Below are 16,058 nucleotides of genomic sequence, written 5' to 3'. Positions count from 1 at the left end.
CACTTCGTCGATGCCCGTCCACCTGACTGTTCGTGCCGAGTATGTGTCAGTCAGCTGATCCACTGGCTAGCCTCAGGCGTACTTGGCTCCTGCATTGCAAAGCAGCCGCTCGCGGCCGGCGTCGTCCGGGCGGCGTCCCTTGAAGTGAAGGCGTGATGGTGAGCTGAGCAGCGGGAGTGTGACGGTCTCGGCCGGTGTGGGGCTCTCGGCGGGACTGGTCATCGGAGGCGCCCCCCTCTACCGGATCACCACAGCGATGAGGAACCGGCCCCACTCAACGACCGGTGGACTTTGGACTCCATGTCTAGACCCTAGACCTCTAGTCTATGCTTGGCGTGAAGGTGTACGGCGGTGTGGAGGTGGGCTGATGTCCGATCGAGCAACGGATGCGATCCTGGCTGCTCTGACGCCTGTCATCGAAGGGCTGGCGGCGACGTTCGGTCCTGCGTGCGAGGTCGTCCTGCACGACTGTCGTCGGGGCGACCGGTCCGTCGTCGCGGTGGCCGGGCAGGTGACCGGCCGACAGGTCGGTGGGGCGCTGAACCTCGACGTGACCGCGCTGCGCCAGGCCGGCGATCTCCTCTCGGCGCCGGCCGGAGCCGCGCCCGCGCGGATCCCGACCACAACGTTCGCCAACGACTTCGACGAGGTGGTCGACGTCATGGTCCGCGCGGAGGTACTGGCTCGGGGAAATCCGATCGTCAGCCTCACCCGAGGTAAGCGGCTCGACCTGCTCCGCGCCTTCGATGAACGCGCGGTGTTCGCCGTGCGGAACGCGGTCCCACGGGTTGCCGCGAGGCTGGGAGCTTCCCGGTCTGCCATCTACGCGGACCTCGCGAAATGCCGCGGGACCGTGATCGAGGGGCCAGAGAGGGAAGAGTCATGAGTCATGATCCGACAGGGGGCGCCCCGTCTGCGGGCACTCTGGACGAGCCGGGAACACCGTTCCTGGCACTGGACCCGGGCAAGACCGAGGCGAACATCGCCCGGCTGCGCGGACACCTGGACGCTCTGGGTGCGGAACTGCGCCCGCACGTCAAGACAGCCAAGTCCGTGGACGTCACGCGGATGCTGTTCAACGGCCGGCCGGGGCCGATCACCGTGTCCACGCTCGCGGAGGCCGAGGCGTTCGCCGAGGCGGGCTTCACCGACATCCTCTACGCGGTGGGAATCGCACCGGACAAACTCGGCCGTGTGATCGCCTTGCGTGAGCGCGGGGTGGATCTCGTCGTGCTGCTGGACAGCCTGGAACAGGCCGCCTACGTCGCCCGCGCGGCCCGCTCCGGCGAAACGCGGATCCCCGCGCTCATCGAAGTCGACTGCGACGGTCACCGCGGCGGTGTCCTACCCGGAGACCCGGCCGCCAGACAGATCGCGCAGACTCTCGTGGACGGCGGAGCCGAACTGCGCGGGGTGCTCACCCACGCCGGCGAGTCGTACTTTGCGGACGGCCCGGTGGCGCTCGCCGCCGCCGCTGACAACGAACGCCGCTGCGCCGTCAAGGCCGCCGAAGACCTGCGCGCGGCGGGCCACCAAGCCCCTGTCGTCAGCGTAGGTTCCACCCCGACCGCGCACTTCGCGACCGACCTCACCGGAGTGACCGAGGTCCGGGCGGGGAACTTCGTCTTCTTCGACCTCGTGATGGCCGGCATCGGGGTGTGCACCATCGATGATCTCGCGATGACAGTCGTCACCACGGTCATCGGACACCGCCCGGACAAGGGATGGATCGTCACCGACGGCGGATGGATGGCGACCTCGCGCGACCGCGGCACCACCGTCCAGCGCGTGGACCAGGGGTACGGTCTCGTCGCGGACCTCGACAGCGCCCTGTACGAGGACCTGGTGATGACTGACGCCAGCCAGGAACACGGCATTCTCTCGATCCGTCCGGAAAGTGGCGCCGAACTGCCCGACATCCCGGTCGGCACCCGGCTGCGCATCCTGCCCATCCACGCCTGCGCGACCGCCGCGCAGCACGACGTCTACTACGTGACCGCCCCTCGGTCCCGGACTGTGCGCTCTCGGTGGCAGCGCGTCCGGGGCTGGTGAAGGAGAGACCATCGTGCGTTTCATCTCCGAGGCTGAGTCCGCCGCCCTCATCAGCGAAGAGCTCGCCTTCACCGCTGTGCGGGAGGCTCTGATCGCCGCGGCCGAGGGGGCCGACTCCTTTCCCACCGTGCTGGGACACGGGTCGGATTCCGAGAACCGATTCACCGTCAAATCGGCCGCGTCGCGGGAACTCGCCGGGGTAAAGATCGGCAGCTACTGGCCGGGCAACGCGGACCGGGGCATCTCCCGACACAACTCGATCGTCCTGCTCTTCGACCAGACCGTCGGCCGTATCGCCGCCACGATCGAGGCCGGAACCGTGAACGCCTACCGCACGGCCGCGGCCGACGCCGTCGCCGCCGACGCACTGGCGCGTGCCGACGCGTCGACGCTGACAGTCTTCGGGACGGGGCACCAAGCACTGTACGAATGTGCCGCCGTGAGCAAGGTCCGTCCTTTTGACACGATCCACGTCGTCGCCCGGTCCGCCGAGCGCGGTGAGCGGTTCCTCGCCGAACTCTCCCGCAGGGGCCTCTGCGGCCGACTCACGACGGCCCGCGAGGCGTGTCTCGACGCCGATGTCATCGTGACAGCCACCACCGCACACTCCCCCCTCTTCGACGCGGACTGGATCAGGCCGGGAACGCACATCGCCAGCATGGGCTCGGACGCGCACGGCAAACAGGAACTTCCGCCCACGCTGCTGAAAAAGGCCCGGCTTTTCTGCGACCTGCCCACCCAGTCAGTGGCCATCGGCGAGTTCCAGAACATCGCGGACCTCGTCGCCGACGGCACCCTGCGACTCGACACGCTCGGAGACGTCCTGACCGGCAAGGCCGAGGGGCGACGCACACCCGAGGACATCACCGTGTTCGACAGTTCCGGCATCGCGCTGCAGGACCTCTGCGTAGCGACGGCGCTGCTGAACGCGGTCCCGAACGCCCCAGAGGCGTGCACTGACAGCAGCGGATGACACCCGCGCAGCGTCTGAAGCTGTTCCGCAGTCTCGCTGAGCACGGCGTCTCCCGCGCCTCCGCGACTACCTCGCCGAGTTGAGAGCCAGGTCCACCGCGTCCGTCACAGACGGCATGCAGCCCGCCAACACCACCCCGGATGGAGCACAGGCATGACCAACACCCCGCCAGTAGCCCTGGATGACGTCCGCGACGCCGCCGCGCAGATCAAAGGCGTCGCGCACCGCACCCCCGTACTGCGCTCCCGCACCCTGGACGAGCTCGTCGGCGCGGAGGTCTACCTCAAGTGCGAGAACTTCCAGCGCATCGGCGCGTTCAAGTTCCGCGGCGCCTACAACGCCGCCTCCCGACTGTCACCGGAGCAGCTGGCCAAGGGCATCGCTTCCTACTCTTCGGGCAACCACGCCCAGGCCGTCGCCCTCGCCGCGCGGGAACTGGGCACCAGGGCAGTGATCCTCATGCCGGAGGACGCCCCGCAGTCCAAGGTGGACGCCACTGCCGGCTACGGCGCGCAGATCGTCACCTATGACCGCTACACCGGTGACCGGGACGCCATCGGCCAGGCCCTGGCCGCCGAACACGGCATGGCGCTCATCCCGCCTTACGATCACCCGCACGTCATCGCCGGGCAGGGTACCGCTGCGCTGGAACTGATCGAGGAGGCCGGTGAACTCGGCGCGCTGGTGGTCCCTGTCGGCGGTGGTGGCCTGATCGCCGGCAGTGCCACCGCTGCCAAAGGTCTCCACGGCGGGATCCGGGTGATCGGAGTCGAGCCGGTGGCCGGAGACGACACCAAGCGATCCCTGGAGGCGGGCAAGCGCATCTCCATCCCCGTGCCGCGAACAATCGCCGACGGTCAGGCGATCGAGATTCCCGGCGAGCTGACCTTCTCCATCAACCAGCGACTCGTCGACGAAATCGCCCTGGTCACCGACGATCAGATCCGCGACGCCATGCGGCTGGCCTTCGAACGCCTGAAGATCGTCATCGAGCCCAGCGGCGCCACCGCACTTGCTGCCCTGCTCGCCGGCCGCATCGACCAGCTCCCGCCCCGGGTCGGCCTGATCATCTCTGGCGGCAACATCAACGCACAGCGCTTCGCCGAACTGTGCGCAGAATGATCAGGCCATCCACCCGTGAGCCGGAAGGTGTCCTCCCGGCCTCGGCCAACGCCGTTGATCGGCTCGCGGTCCAGCTGCGGGGCCGTTCGGCGAGGCCGTCGAACGCGTGACGGTGTCAGGTAAGTGACGCTCCGTCACGCCTCACGAATGCCTTGCCTGCACCAGATTCAGGGAGCGCCATCAGCCCCGGCAGCTCGGCGGTTCTGCTCGTCCGCCGGGGATGGTGCTGTTCCACTCCTCGATCACCCTGGGCGCGTCCGGCTCCACGTGCGCCCGCGGTTCGAGCCCGAGGAGGGGCACCACTCGCAGCTTCCCCTCTGAGGTGCTCCGGCGCTCCTCACACCGCCGCACTGCCCCGGCCGCCGCCAGAGATCCCGCGGCCGCCCTTGGCGCGAACCGGTAGCAAATCATGGCAACATTCCGGGACATGCAAGTACATTTCCGACGACTGCCCCGAGATGTCACCGCCAGACGGGCCCAAGGGTGAGCAGGGACGACCGCGTCGCGGTGACGACCGGGATCGCCCGACTGCACACGTCGCCCGGACTTGCCGGGCCCGGCCGCCTCGGGCTGGTGACCAACCACACCGGCGTCCTCCCCGACCTGCGCCCGGCCGCGCCCGCGCTCCTTGAGGCCGGCGCGCGGCTGGTCGCCCTGTTCGGTCCCGAGCACGGGCTGCACGGGACCGGCCAGGCCGGTGAGAGCGAGGCCGCCCAGGCGGACCCCACCACCGGCCTGCCGGTCCACGACACATACCGGTGCAGCGGTGAACGCCTCGACACACTGCTGGTCGACAGCGGCGTCGACGCCCTCGTGTACGACCTGCAGGACATCGGGGCCAGGTTCTACACCTACGTGTGGACCATGTTTGACCTGATGGTCTCGGCGGCCCGTACAGGCGTACGGTTCGTGGTCGCCGACCGGCCGAATCCTCTCGGTGGACTCGTCAGCGAGGGCCCTCTGCTCGACCCGGCGTGGGCCAGCTTCGTCGGGCGCGCCGCGGTACCCGTCCGCCACGGGCTCACCTGCGGCGAACTCGCCCGGCATCTCAACACCTCGGCCGTGCCCCAATTGGCGGGCAGTGCCGTCGACTTGACGGTGATCGAGGTTGCCGGCTGGCAGCGCGCCATGGGCGCGGAGGCCACCAGTCTGCCGTGGGTCGCGCCCTCGCCGAACATCCCGACGCCAGCCACTGCCACCTTCTACCCCGGCACCTGCCTGTTCGAGGGGACGAACCTCTCGGAGGGCCGTGGTACCACGCAGCCCTTCGAGATCGTCGGGGCCCCGTACATCGACGCGCGGTTCGCGCCCTCGCTCGCCGAGCTCGCCCTGCCTGGAGTGCACTTCCGTGATCTGCGGTACGTACCGACCTTCCACAAACACGCCGGACGGCCGCTGCGCGGGGTCCAGCTCCACATCACCGATCGCGAGGTGTTCGCGCCCGTACGTACCGCCGTCGCGATGCTCGCCACGCTGCGGCGGCTGTACCCAAACGATTTCGACTGGCGCCCCGCGGACGGCGACGTGGAGGGGACCGGTCACCGTCACTTCATCGACCTGCTGTGGGGGTCCGACCGGTTGCGGCGAGCCGTCGACGCGGGCGACGATCCGCTGCCGCTGTGCGATCCGCCGGCGCCGCCCGGCCGGTGGGCCGGCGACGACGTACTGCTCTACTCCTGAGACCTCCTGGCCCGCCGCCGCGACGCGTTGCCCGCTGCCATCACCAACGCCATGCCTAGCCCCGTCGCCGATGCCGCGGGCGACGTTCGACGCCGTTCGCGAGCTGCGTATGGAAGGACAACCCCATTGATGACGACAACCCCGTCGATGACCGATCGCGCAACGACATCCCGGGTCGAGGTTCGTGGCTTTCGCGCCGGTGACGGCCCGCGGTTGGTGGAGGCGTGGCGCCGGAGTGCGCCGGCCGACCCCATCACTCCGGACCGCTTCCGCTCCCTGGTGCTGCTCGACGCCAACTTCGATCCGGAGGGGCTTCGGGTCGCCGTCGACGGCGACCGTGTCGTCGGCGCGGCCTACGCGGTGCGTCGGCTGACGCCGATGACCGGGACCGACCTGGAGCCGGAGCAGGGCTGGATCCCGTTCTTCTTCGTCGACCCGGCCGTCCGTGGCCGCGGCCTCGGCCGCCGGCTGCTGACCGAGGCCCTCGACTGGCTGCACAGCCACGGCCGCACCCGGGTGGACTTCTCCTCGTACACACCGAACTACGTCCTCCCCGGCCTGGACGCCGAGGCGTACCCGGAAGCGGCCGGGCTGCTTGAGTCCCTGGGCTTTCGCACTCTGTACGAGGCGGCGGCGATGGACCGCGGCCTGGTCGGCTATCGCATCCCGGAGGATGTCGCGTGCCGCTTGGACGAACTGACGGCGCAGGGCTACCGGTTCGCCACTCCGTGCGACGACGACCTGGTGGACCTGTTCGCGCTCGCCGGGAACCACTTCGGCCCGGACTGGGCGTGCACGATCCGGCAGTGTCTGGCCGCGGGCACGCCGCTCGACCGGATCGTCGTCGCCCGGGACCCCTCGAGCCGCCTGGTCGGCTGGGCGATGCACGGCACGTTCGATTCGGTGGACGAGCGGTTCGGGCCGTTCGGCGTGCTGGAGGAGATGCGCGGCACCGGGCTCGGCAAGGTCCTGCTCCACCTCGTCCTGGAGCGGATGCGGGCGCGCCGTGCGCACTCCGCGTGGTTCCTGTGGACCGGTGAGCAGTCCCCGGCGGGCCACCTGTACCGCAAGAGCGGTTTCACCACGACCCGGGTGTTTCGTGTGCTGCGCCGTGAGGACGCCCGATGACGCCGTCCCACCGCACCGGCGGCCTGAGCCGCCGTCACTTCGCGCTCGCGCTCCCCTCGGTGCTGCTCCCTCCGGCGCTGCTCACGTCCGGATGCGCCGCGCCGTACCAGGGCACCGGGCAGCCCGGGGATCCGATCGTTCTCACCCTGCTCTCCCACTACGCGAGCGGGGAGCTCAAGGAGGCCCTGCAGCGCCCGGTCGACGAGTGGAACGCCACTCATGACCGGGTCAAGGTGCGGACGAAGGCCGTCGAGTTCACGGACCTGCTGACCACGTTCATGGTCCGGCAGGCCGCGGGCCAGGGCGCCGACATCCTCCACCCGTACTGCCTGTGGAACGGCCAGCTCGTCCAGGCCGGCGTCCTGCGGCCCGCTCCGTCCGAGCACGCCGAGGAGATCAGGCGCGGCTACGGCGAGGCCACGGTCGGCGCCTCGTCGGTGGGGGGCAAGGTCTACGGCTACCCCACCGAGGTGCAGACGTACGCCCTCTACTACAACAAGCGGCTGCTGCGCGAGGCCGGCATCGAGGGCCCTCCGCGCACCTGGCCGGAGCTGGAGGAGGCGGCCTACCGAACCGCCAAGCGGGACCGGTACGGCAACACGCTGGTCCAGGGGTTCGGCCTGTCGACCTACGACGACTCCACCACCGTCGGCCAGACGCTCGCCCTGCTCAACGCCGCCGGCGGAACGTTCGTCTCCGCTGACGGCAGGAGCACCGCCATCGACTCGCCGGCCGGCCGGGCCGTGTTCGATCTGGAGCACCGCCTCGTCGTCAAAGGTGCGAGCGCCCCCGGCGTCAACGTCTACAAGGCGTTCCAGTCCGGGCAGGTGGCCATGGTGGTCAGCGCCGGTTGGTGGACCGGAAGCCTCAAGACCCAGATGGGCAATGACTACCGCGATGTCGGCGTCGCGCCGCTGCCCGTCCCTGAGGCGGACGACAGGCTCGCCACGCTCTCCACCGGCTTCATGCTGGGGGTCAACGCGACCAGTAAGTACCCGCGCGAGGCCTGGGAGTTCCTGCGCTGGCTCAACACCGAGAAGGTGCGCGTGAAGAGCGCCAAGAAGGGTGCGACGGCGACCCGGATGAGCTCCCTGCAGGTGTCGGTCGGCTCCCTGACCGGCCGCGCCGACGACATGCGGACACTCCTGAGCGAAGGCAGCGATCCGAACCTGCGCCCGTTCCTGGACGCGCTGTCGTACGCGGTGCCGGAGCCGAACGTGCCGGGCGCGCAGCAGGCCAAGTCGCTGCTGCGCAAGAACATCGAGGCGTTGTGGACGGGTCAGCAGTCGGTCGACGAGTCACTGCGCACCATCCGCCGTCAGGTCGATCAGGAGGTGTCGCGCTCATGGTGAACGCCTTGGCGCCGGAGACGACCGAGCGGGTGCACAGCCCGCGGGACGCCGGGTCCACCGGGTCCGTCATCGACGGCCGTCTCCGGCCCCGGCCCCGACGCCGCCAGGCCCTCGTCGCCTATCTCTTCCTGGCGCCGACGTTGCTGTTCTTCGCGGTCTTTCTGATCCTGCCGCTCGGCTTCGCGCTGCTGCTGTCCATGTCTCGCTGGGCCGGGTTCGACCTCGGCGACATCGATCCGGTCGGCCTGGACAACTTCACCGGCCTCTTCGTGGACGGATCGACGTTCCTGGCGCCGATCCTCACCAATACGCTGCTGTTCGCCCTGGGCACCGTGGCACTCGCGCTCGCCGGCTCCGTGCTCGTCGCCACCTGCGTCGACAAGCTGCGGTTCCAGGGGCTGTGGCGCACCTTGTACTTCCTGCCGATCGTCACGACCGTCGTCGCCATCGGCAACGTATGGAAGTACATGTACGAGCCGGGCGGCCTCGTCAACGGCGTCCTCAACACCCTCGGGCTCGGCTCGGTGGCGTTCCTCCAGGACCCGGACACCGCGTTGCCGTCGGTCGTGGTCGTACAGGCCTGGGCCTCGGTCGGCACGGCGATCCTCATCCTGACCGCCGGGCTGAAGTCCATTCCCGAGTCGTACTACGAGGCCGCCGCGCTCGACGGGGCCGGCCCCGTCACCGTCTTCTGGAAGATCACACTGCCGCTGCTGCGACCGTCCCTGCTGTTCGTGTGCATCACCCAGTTCATCACCGGCCTGCAGTCGTTCGCGCTGATCATCGTGATGACCAAGGGCGGCCCGGGTGACGCGACCAACGTGGCCGCGCTTGAGATGTACCGCCAGGCCTTCTCGTACGGCGACTGGGGCACCGCGAGCGCCGCCGCCTTCGTGCTGTTCGTAGTAGTCCTCGTGGTCACCCTGGTGCAGTTGTGGATCTTCCGGCGCAAGGGGGAGGACACATGATCCGCCGCCGTTTCCCGTGGTTCTCGTATCTGGTGGTCGTGACCGGCGCCGTGCTCACGGTGGTGCCGTTCCTCGACATGGTGATGACATCCTTCAAGGGGCCCGGCGAGTCCGGCACACTGCCGTACCGGTTCCTTCCCGAGGCTTTCGACCTGTCCAACTACCGGGCGGCGATCGACCAGCTCAACCTGCCAGTGCTCTTCCGCAACAGCGTGATCGCCACCGCCGTGATCACCGGATCGGTGCTGCTCACGTCGTCACTCGCCGGCTACGCGCTCGCCAAACTCCGCTTCCCCGGCCGGCACTTCATCTTCCGCCTTGTGCTGTCGACGATGATGTTCCCCCCGTTCCTCTTCTTCATCCCCCACTTCCTGATCCTGGTGCACTGGCCGCTGGCGGGTGGCAACGACCTGTTCGGGCGCGGCGGCGCGGGACTGACCGTCAGCATCACGGCGCTCGCCATGCCGTTCCTCGTCAATGGATTCGGGATCTTCCTGATGCGCCAGTTCATGGTCTCGATCCCGGACGAGATCCTCGAGGCCGCGCGCATCGACGGAGCCGGCGAGTTCGCCGTGTGGTGGCGGATCGTGGTACCGCAGACCAAGCCGGTCATGGTGACGCTCGGACTCCTGACCTTCGTCGACGCCTGGAACGAGTACATCTGGGCGCTGCTCGTCTCGACCGCCAACCCGGACGTGATGACCCTGCCGGTCGGCATCCAGCTCCTGCAGGACTACGTCGACCCGACCCGCACGATGCCCATCGTGATGGCCGGCCTCGTCCTGAGCATCCTGCCGGTCCTGATCCTCTTCCTGCTGCTGCAGAAGTACTACATCCGCGGCGTCATGCTCAGCGGCCTCAAGTGAAGAGCGAATCCGCCGACGCCCTGGCCGCCCTCCCCGGCGTCGGCAGGCCTCCTCAGGCCGCCAGACCTATCGTGGAGGGGAGGAAGGGGCGACTGCACATCCTCGATGTGTACGCCCAGGGCTGCAACGTCAAGGAGCGCGTCATGTCGCGCAGCAGCAACGCCGCCGTCCTGGAGGGCTTCGGATCAGCGGTGAACACTGACCACCTCGACGAGCTCGAGGAATACGTGGCGCCCGACTCTGTGGACCACGACCCGGCCCCAGGACAGGTTCCGGGACCAGAGGGTTATGAGGACATGTTCGCCACGATGAGGCGGGCGTTCCCCGATCTGCACATCGAGGTCGAGCACGTCATGGCCACCGACGACGAAATCGCGTTCGCATACACCATCACGGGCACACATCTCGGTGAACTGATGGGGCACAGTGCGACGGGAAAGACAGTGAGTTACCGAGGCATGCAGATCAGCCGGTTCGCCGACGGGAAGATGGTCGAGCGCTGGGGTAGCAGCAACGAGCTCGGCATGCTGCAGCAGCTCGGTCTCACCTGATCACCGCACGTCCATCCGTAGACGAACCTCGCACCCAAGAGCTCGTGCGCGTCGCCGAGTTCGGCTCATCGCCGACGGGTCGGGCCGTTGGGCGGTCGGCCTCCACTCGGACCGAGCCGGCTCTCCCATCCCCAACGCGGGCGCCCTCGACCGCGAGCAGCAGCTCGGACTTGTGAAGGACATTTCCGCCCTCATCGCCGAGGCAGCCGGAGACGCCTCCCTCGCGGGGCGCACCTGGGTGGCCCTGACCGAGGCGGTTCCAGGCGGCTGGGAGATCGGCGGGCACGCCTACACCAACGAGGAGATCGTGCAGACCGCGCGGAAGCTCCTCGGCGAGGCGTAGTCACCCGGCTGACGGGGCCCCTTCCGAGGTGGCGGTGCGCTGGTCATAGGCGGCGCGTGCGGCGTGGACCTGCGCGGCGCGATTGTGGGTCCAGGTGCACAGGACGCGGGTCTCTTCGGCGATCTCGCCGCCGAGATCGGTGAGCCCGTAGTGGACCAGCACCCCCGAAGGGTCTAGGCCTCTTTTGGAGGTCAGATCTACCTTGGAGACCAGACCTACTCAGGGAGTCACCAGTGACCGAGATCGTCAAGCGCCCCCTGGTCGCCATCGCCTTCCACTCCGGCTACAGACACACCGCTGTTCTGGCCGAAGGAGTCAAGCGTGGCGCCGAAAAAGCAGGAGCCGAGGTCGCCTACATCCCGGTGGGCGCCATCACCGACGAGGACTGGCAGCGCCCGGACGACGCCGACGCCATCATCTTCGGCTCCCCCACCTACATGGGGGGCGCCTCCTCCGCCTTCCACGCCTTCGCCGAAGGCACCAGCGGCCGCTACCTGACCAGCGTCTGGGCCGACAAGATCGCCACGGTTTCACCAACTCCGCCTCCAAGAGCGGCGACAAGCTCAACACCCTCAACTTCATGACCGCTCTCGCCGCCCAGCACCACATGATCTGGGTCGGTCTGGGCCTGCCCCCCGGCTGGAACGCCCTCACCGCCGCCGAAGACGACCTCAACCGCCTCGGTTTCTGGATCGGCGCCGGCGCCTCGCCCCCCCAGGACGGCGGCACCGACACCGTCAACGCCTCCGATATCGCCACTGCCGAACATCTCGGAGCCCGAGTCGCCCGGCAGGCCGACATCCAGGTCGCGGGCAGGAACTCCCTCGCCCACCGGTAGCGCCCAGGACGGCGCCCGCCGCATCCCTGCCCCCTTTCACGCACCCCGTGAGGAGCGCGGTGTTGCCGGCGTCCCGAGGAACGACGACCAGCAGACCCGCACCATCACGTTGCACGACGGCGGAGTGCTCGTCGAAAAGCTCATGGAAGCGGGCCCGTTCTGCCACCACTATCGCTTCGACGACCCCGGGCCGGCCCCGGTACGGGACTTCACCGCCCAGCTCACGGTGACCGCGGTCGGCGCAGACCATTCCGAGATCCACTGGGCCGCCCAGTTCGAGCCGGCGCCTGGAGTCACCGAAGAAGACGCCAAGAGCGCCCTGGTGGGCTTCTACGAATCATGCCTCGCCAAGATCGCGGCAGAACTCGGCGCGCAGGCGGCCGGCACCTGGCATCCGCTCGGTCGGGGACCTGCCTCGGCATCCGTCCCCGGCCCAGGCGCCTCACCATGCGACGCCTGCACAGCGCGCCTTCGGTTGTCGCCACGGGGTGCCCGCACCCACTTCTGCAAGCCATGGACAGAAAGCAAGCGGGACCATGCCGCTGCCGAGCGGTTCTGGTGCCCCGACCACATCCAACACAGCGCCCACGTCGCACCCGACCGGGAGGGACTCTTCGACCTGGTCAGGAGCCTCCCGGCGGAGTTGAAGCACGAATGCGAGCCGATCATGGCGGAAGGGGACATGGCCATGATGCGCGGGCGTTTCTCGGGGCACGGGCAGCCCGCCCCGTGGATCGCCGCCGACTTCCTCCGCATCGAGGACGGCATCCTGGTGGAGCACTGGGACGTGATCGAGGAGGAAGCCTCCCGAAAGGAATCCCTGAGCGGCCTGCCGATGTACGGCGACGGCCTCCCCGAGGAGCGCTGAGACCCACTACGGGTGCTCGCGGCGGCAACTCCCGGCACACCCCGTGTCAGCCTGGGGCGGCGGGTTTCCCTGCGGTACGGCGCCACAGCCTCACTTGATCTGAATCAAGCGGAGCGGTCGCAGAGTTCGTCGACGTACGCGCGCGCGTCCACCTCGGGCAGCGTCCAGGGCAGGAAGATGGCCCTGTAGATGATGGGCGCCACCAGCAGGTCGATGGCCTGGTCGCCGCTGAAGGTGCTGCCGGGCCGTGCGGCGAAGCCGACTGCTTCTGCCCGCCGGTCCCGCAGGCAATCCGACTCGTTCTCACCGGCCGCGGCGGCCCCGCCGCGCAAGAGTGCGGCGTTCACCGAGATGCTGTAGTGACTGATCAGCTCCTGTGCCCATATGGTCAGATCGGCACGCAGGTCTCCGCTGTCGGGAAGACCGCGGTCCGGGTCGAGCCGGTAGGTCGCCAGGTCGTTGATCATGGTCCGTGCGTCGCCCCACCGGCGGTAGATGCTCGAGTGATTCACTCCCGAACGCTCCGCGACCATCGGGATGGTGACGGCGTCACTGCCCCGTTCGGCAATCAGTTCCTCGACGGCCTTCCTGATGGACGCCAGCACCAGGGCGCTGCGGCCGCCGGTGCGCCGCCGCGGAGACGATTCTGCAACCATGCCCTCCATTATAAAGCACAAGACTTTGCATTAAGCCTCCCTTACGTCACTCGCCCTCTCAGTCGCCTTGTCGATCAGGCCAGGTCGCTCGCTTCCGAGGCCACCCGGCCTGGCCGTGGTTCCGCCCTGCTTCACCCCTCCAGCAGCGGGTAATCGGTGTAGCCGGCGGCATCCGGACCGTAGAAGAGGTCCTTCCTCGGTTCGGCGAGCGGCGCATGAGAGGCGATCCGGGCCGGCAGATCCGGGTTGGCGATGAACGGCTGCCCGTAGGCGACCAGATCCGCCAGGCCGTCGTCCAGAATCGCGTTCCCTCGGTGCTGGTCGAACCCGACGTTCGCCATGATGGCGCCTTGATAGATCTTCCGGAAGTGCCGGAACATGCCGTCGCCGACCAGCTCCTCCAACGGTCCTCCGGTGGGGTCGACCATCATCCCCATGAGCAGGAGATGTGACAGTTCATAGTCGTTGAGCCGTCCGAGCACGTACTCACTCTCAGCCAACGCCTCGACCCCGGAGACGAATTCTCCCGTCTCGGACCAGGCGGGTCCGGCTTTCACACCGACGCGCCGCAGGTCGACGAACTCGCCGACAGCCTCGATGATCTCGAAGAGGAAGCGAGCGCGGTTCTCGATCGAGCCGCCGTAGCGGTCCGTGCGCAGATTGGTGCGGGGATTCAGGAACTGGCTGATCAGGTAGTTGAAGCCTGCCTGCAGCTGCACACCGTCGAATCCCGCAGCCATGGCGTTGCGAGCCGCCGTCGCATAGTCGGCGACCGTCTGACGGAGGTCGTACGCCGACATCGCCCGGGGCTCCACGGTGGGCTTGCGGCCAGTCGACGTCGGAGCCAGTAGCCCCGGGTTGACGGCCGAGGGCGCAAGAGGCGGGCGGCCGTCGAAGAAGTCGGGGTGAGAAGCGGACCCGGTGTGCCACAGCTGAGCGAAGATGACACCACCTGCGAGGTGGACCGCGTCTGTCACCTGCTTCCAGTGGGCGACCTGCTCATCGGTGAACAGCCCAGGAACGTCATGCCATCCGACCGCGTCGCGGCTGATCCACACACCCTCGGAGATGATCAGACCAGCTGACGCCCGCTGAGCGTAGTACTCGGCGTGGAGATCAGTGGGCAGGAGATCGCGATTGCGTGCGCGACTCCGCGTCAACGGGGCCATGACCAGGCGGTTCGTCAGCGAGACGTCGCGCATCCGATAGGGCAGAAGCAAGGACTGTGTCGAACTCATATGTGGCTCCTGATGTAAGGGCGGGACAGGAAGATCCCGGGGGAGGCGATCGGCGGCATCTCGTGCGGCGCCACATCGACCCTTAAGGCACGGACATGTGCTTTAGCTCGATCGTAACACCCATCCGCCCTAAAGCAAATATCTGTGCCACAAGGTGGCCTCTGTCGCGGCTTCATCGACCGATGACCGCCGGGCCGACCTGCGGGGTCGACCTGCACGGCTACGCATCGCCACCCGGTGGAGCGAGGGCCCTGACGGCAGGTTGCACTGCTTCAGCAGAGCGACCTGCCTGTATGCGACCTACGACCCGGCCTCCCGGCACTGCGTGGTGCCCCGGGCCGGGCATCGGCCGCCCGCAGTCATATGCCCCGATGGCCGGGTGGACTTCCCCGATGTGCCCGCCGGGCCACCCCTCCGCCTGAGGAGCGGGCCCTTCGCCACTGCGTAGTGGAAGGTGGTCGAGGGCAGCCAACTGGTGCCCTACGGCCACGGCCTGATGGAACGTCGAGGAAGGGGCGGCGATGCCGGTTTCGCGCTGCCGCGCGGGGCCCTGAGCCGAGCTTCCGCCCGAACCGACGTCGCGGACCCGAAGGAGACCTGCGCGGCCGCGCTCGACGCACTGCTCCCAGTCCGCCCCCATGGCGCCGTCGCGCTGTCGGTCGCCCGCACCCGCGGCATGTCACCTGATCAGGTCGCGGACTGGGATGTGCCCGCAGAGCCGGCGGCGGTGGCGAACCTGCGCACTGCGGTCACGCACCGGCTTGCGCACTGGGGCCTGGACGACCTTGTCCTCACGACCGAGTTGATCCTCAGCGATCTGGTCAACAACGCCATCCGCCATACCACTGGCCCGATCCACCTTCGGCTGCTCTGTAACCACACCCTTACGTGTGAAGTGTTCGACTCAAGCTCCGCATTCCCCCATCCACGTCAAGCGTCCACCACGGACGAGGACGGACGCGGCCTGCTGCTTGTCGCCCGACTCGCCGAGCGTTGAGGGACGCGGCACATGCGGGCCGGCAAGTTGGTCTGGACCGAGCAACCCCTGCCGCGCACGCCGCGAGCCGGGATCGGAGAGCCGCCATTTGCCGCGACGGGACACCCTTCACACGGCAGCCGGACAGGCCCTCGCGACTCCTGCCCGGCTTGACGAGGGGCCAGTCTCCTCGCGTCGACCTTGGCGCGGATACGCCGTTGCAGACTCCGGCGTGTCCGCGCCTCGAGCTGTTGTTCTCACGCGTGCGGCACGACGGCGCCGCGGCCCTCACCGAGCCGTGCTGAAAGGCTGACGAGCAGGGACCGTCTGACTAGTTGGTACAAGAACACCAAATTGTCCAGAAACGTGGTATTCGGCGCCCAGTGGCTACACCTCTGCTCCCTCCTAGCGTCGTACGTACTGACCCCATCGGATCCCCGATCTGAA

The 16,058-nt window shown here is 68.4% G+C and carries 17 protein-coding genes and 1 pseudogene; 15 read left to right on the top strand and 3 right to left on the bottom strand.

Going from position 1 to position 16,058, the window contains the following annotated elements; all coding sequences use genetic code 11:
• Nucleotides 1-367: 367 nt before the first annotated feature.
• The 11 genes from ACFVWD_RS29945 (at nt 368) to ACFVWD_RS29895 (ending at nt 11,035) form a co-directional block, all read left to right on the top strand.
• Nucleotides 368-886, top strand: a complete 519-nt coding sequence (locus ACFVWD_RS29945; RefSeq protein WP_389600558.1) for a PAS domain-containing protein — start codon at nt 368-370, stop codon at nt 884-886.
• The gene (locus tag ACFVWD_RS29940) at nt 883-2,052 is read left to right on the top strand and encodes an alanine racemase (RefSeq protein ID WP_389600556.1); all 1,170 of its coding nucleotides are present in this window, start codon (nt 883-885) and stop codon (nt 2,050-2,052) included. The genes ACFVWD_RS29945 and ACFVWD_RS29940 overlap by 4 nt, the downstream gene beginning before the upstream one ends.
• Nucleotides 2,053-2,065: 13 nt before the next feature.
• Nucleotides 2,066-3,025, top strand: a complete 960-nt coding sequence (locus tag ACFVWD_RS29935) for an ornithine cyclodeaminase family protein (RefSeq protein ID WP_389600554.1) — start codon at nt 2,066-2,068, stop codon at nt 3,023-3,025.
• Nucleotides 3,026-3,178: 153 nt separating this feature from the next.
• Nucleotides 3,179-4,147, top strand: coding sequence for a pyridoxal-phosphate dependent enzyme (locus ACFVWD_RS29930; RefSeq protein ID WP_389600552.1), 969 nt, complete (start codon nt 3,179-3,181; stop codon nt 4,145-4,147).
• Between the two features lie 483 nt (nt 4,148-4,630).
• Nucleotides 4,631-5,827 carry an exo-beta-N-acetylmuramidase NamZ domain-containing protein gene (locus ACFVWD_RS29925; protein WP_389600550.1) on the top strand — a complete coding sequence of 399 codons (1,197 nt, stop codon included), beginning with the start codon at nt 4,631-4,633 and terminating at the stop codon, nt 5,825-5,827.
• Between the two features lie 147 nt (nt 5,828-5,974).
• Complete coding sequence (locus ACFVWD_RS29920) at nt 5,975-6,955, top strand: GNAT family N-acetyltransferase (RefSeq protein WP_389600548.1); 981 nt, start codon at nt 5,975-5,977, stop codon at nt 6,953-6,955.
• Entirely contained in the window at nt 6,952-8,307 is a 1,356-nt protein-coding gene (locus ACFVWD_RS29915; protein ID WP_389600546.1) for an ABC transporter substrate-binding protein, read from the top strand. Before ACFVWD_RS29920 ends, ACFVWD_RS29915 begins: the two co-directional genes overlap by 4 nt.
• Complete coding sequence (locus ACFVWD_RS29910; RefSeq protein WP_389600544.1) at nt 8,301-9,275, top strand: carbohydrate ABC transporter permease; 975 nt, start codon at nt 8,301-8,303, stop codon at nt 9,273-9,275. Before ACFVWD_RS29915 ends, ACFVWD_RS29910 begins: the two co-directional genes overlap by 7 nt.
• On the top strand, nt 9,272-10,141 hold the full coding sequence (locus ACFVWD_RS29905) for a carbohydrate ABC transporter permease (RefSeq protein WP_389600542.1): 870 nt from the start codon (nt 9,272-9,274) through the stop codon (nt 10,139-10,141). The genes ACFVWD_RS29910 and ACFVWD_RS29905 overlap by 4 nt, the downstream gene beginning before the upstream one ends.
• Nucleotides 10,138-10,692 (top strand): ester cyclase, encoded by a 555-nt coding sequence (locus ACFVWD_RS29900; RefSeq protein WP_389600540.1) that lies wholly within the window; start codon nt 10,138-10,140, stop codon nt 10,690-10,692. The genes ACFVWD_RS29905 and ACFVWD_RS29900 overlap by 4 nt, the downstream gene beginning before the upstream one ends.
• 172 nt (nt 10,693-10,864) lie before the next feature.
• Nucleotides 10,865-11,035: a hypothetical protein gene (locus tag ACFVWD_RS29895; protein WP_389600538.1), complete on the top strand. Its 171-nt coding sequence runs from the start codon at nt 10,865-10,867 to the stop codon at nt 11,033-11,035.
• On the opposite strand, the gene ACFVWD_RS29890 is transcribed toward ACFVWD_RS29895, so the two are convergent.
• Nucleotides 11,036-11,197 carry a hypothetical protein gene (locus ACFVWD_RS29890; RefSeq protein ID WP_389600536.1) on the bottom strand — a complete coding sequence of 54 codons (162 nt, stop codon included), beginning with the start codon at nt 11,195-11,197 and terminating at the stop codon, nt 11,036-11,038.
• An 80-nt stretch (nt 11,198-11,277) separates the two neighbouring features.
• Between ACFVWD_RS29890 and ACFVWD_RS29885 the strand changes: the two are divergent.
• Nucleotides 11,278-11,873, top strand: a pseudogene (locus ACFVWD_RS29885) (flavodoxin family protein).
• 124 nt (nt 11,874-11,997) lie between these two features.
• A complete protein-coding gene (locus tag ACFVWD_RS29880; protein ID WP_389600535.1) occupies nt 11,998-12,741 on the top strand; it encodes an ester cyclase in 744 nt (247 codons plus the stop codon).
• Nucleotides 12,742-12,845: 104 nt separating this feature from the next.
• Here the strand turns inward: ACFVWD_RS29880 and ACFVWD_RS29875 are convergent, their stop codons facing one another.
• Both ACFVWD_RS29875 and ACFVWD_RS29870 read right to left on the bottom strand, forming a co-directional pair.
• Entirely contained in the window at nt 12,846-13,397 is a 552-nt protein-coding gene (locus ACFVWD_RS29875) for a helix-turn-helix domain-containing protein (protein WP_389600533.1), read from the bottom strand.
• Between the two features lie 131 nt (nt 13,398-13,528).
• Nucleotides 13,529-14,635, bottom strand: coding sequence for an alkene reductase (locus tag ACFVWD_RS29870; protein WP_389600531.1), 1,107 nt, complete (start codon nt 14,633-14,635; stop codon nt 13,529-13,531).
• Nucleotides 14,636-14,789: 154 nt separating this feature from the next.
• Between ACFVWD_RS29870 and ACFVWD_RS29865 the strand changes: the two genes are divergently transcribed.
• Both ACFVWD_RS29865 and ACFVWD_RS29860 read left to right on the top strand, forming a co-directional pair.
• Nucleotides 14,790-15,083, top strand: coding sequence for a SpoIIE family protein phosphatase (locus ACFVWD_RS29865; RefSeq protein WP_389600529.1), 294 nt, complete (start codon nt 14,790-14,792; stop codon nt 15,081-15,083).
• 6 nt (nt 15,084-15,089) lie between these two features.
• A complete protein-coding gene (locus ACFVWD_RS29860; protein WP_389600527.1) occupies nt 15,090-15,632 on the top strand; it encodes an ATP-binding protein in 543 nt (180 codons plus the stop codon).
• Nucleotides 15,633-16,058: the final 426 nt, after the last annotated feature.

Source organism: Streptomyces sp. NPDC058086 (assembly GCF_042885015.1).
Lineage (GTDB): Bacteria > Actinomycetota > Actinomycetes > Streptomycetales > Streptomycetaceae > Streptomyces.
This window is presented reverse-complemented; position numbering and strand designations above follow the sequence as displayed.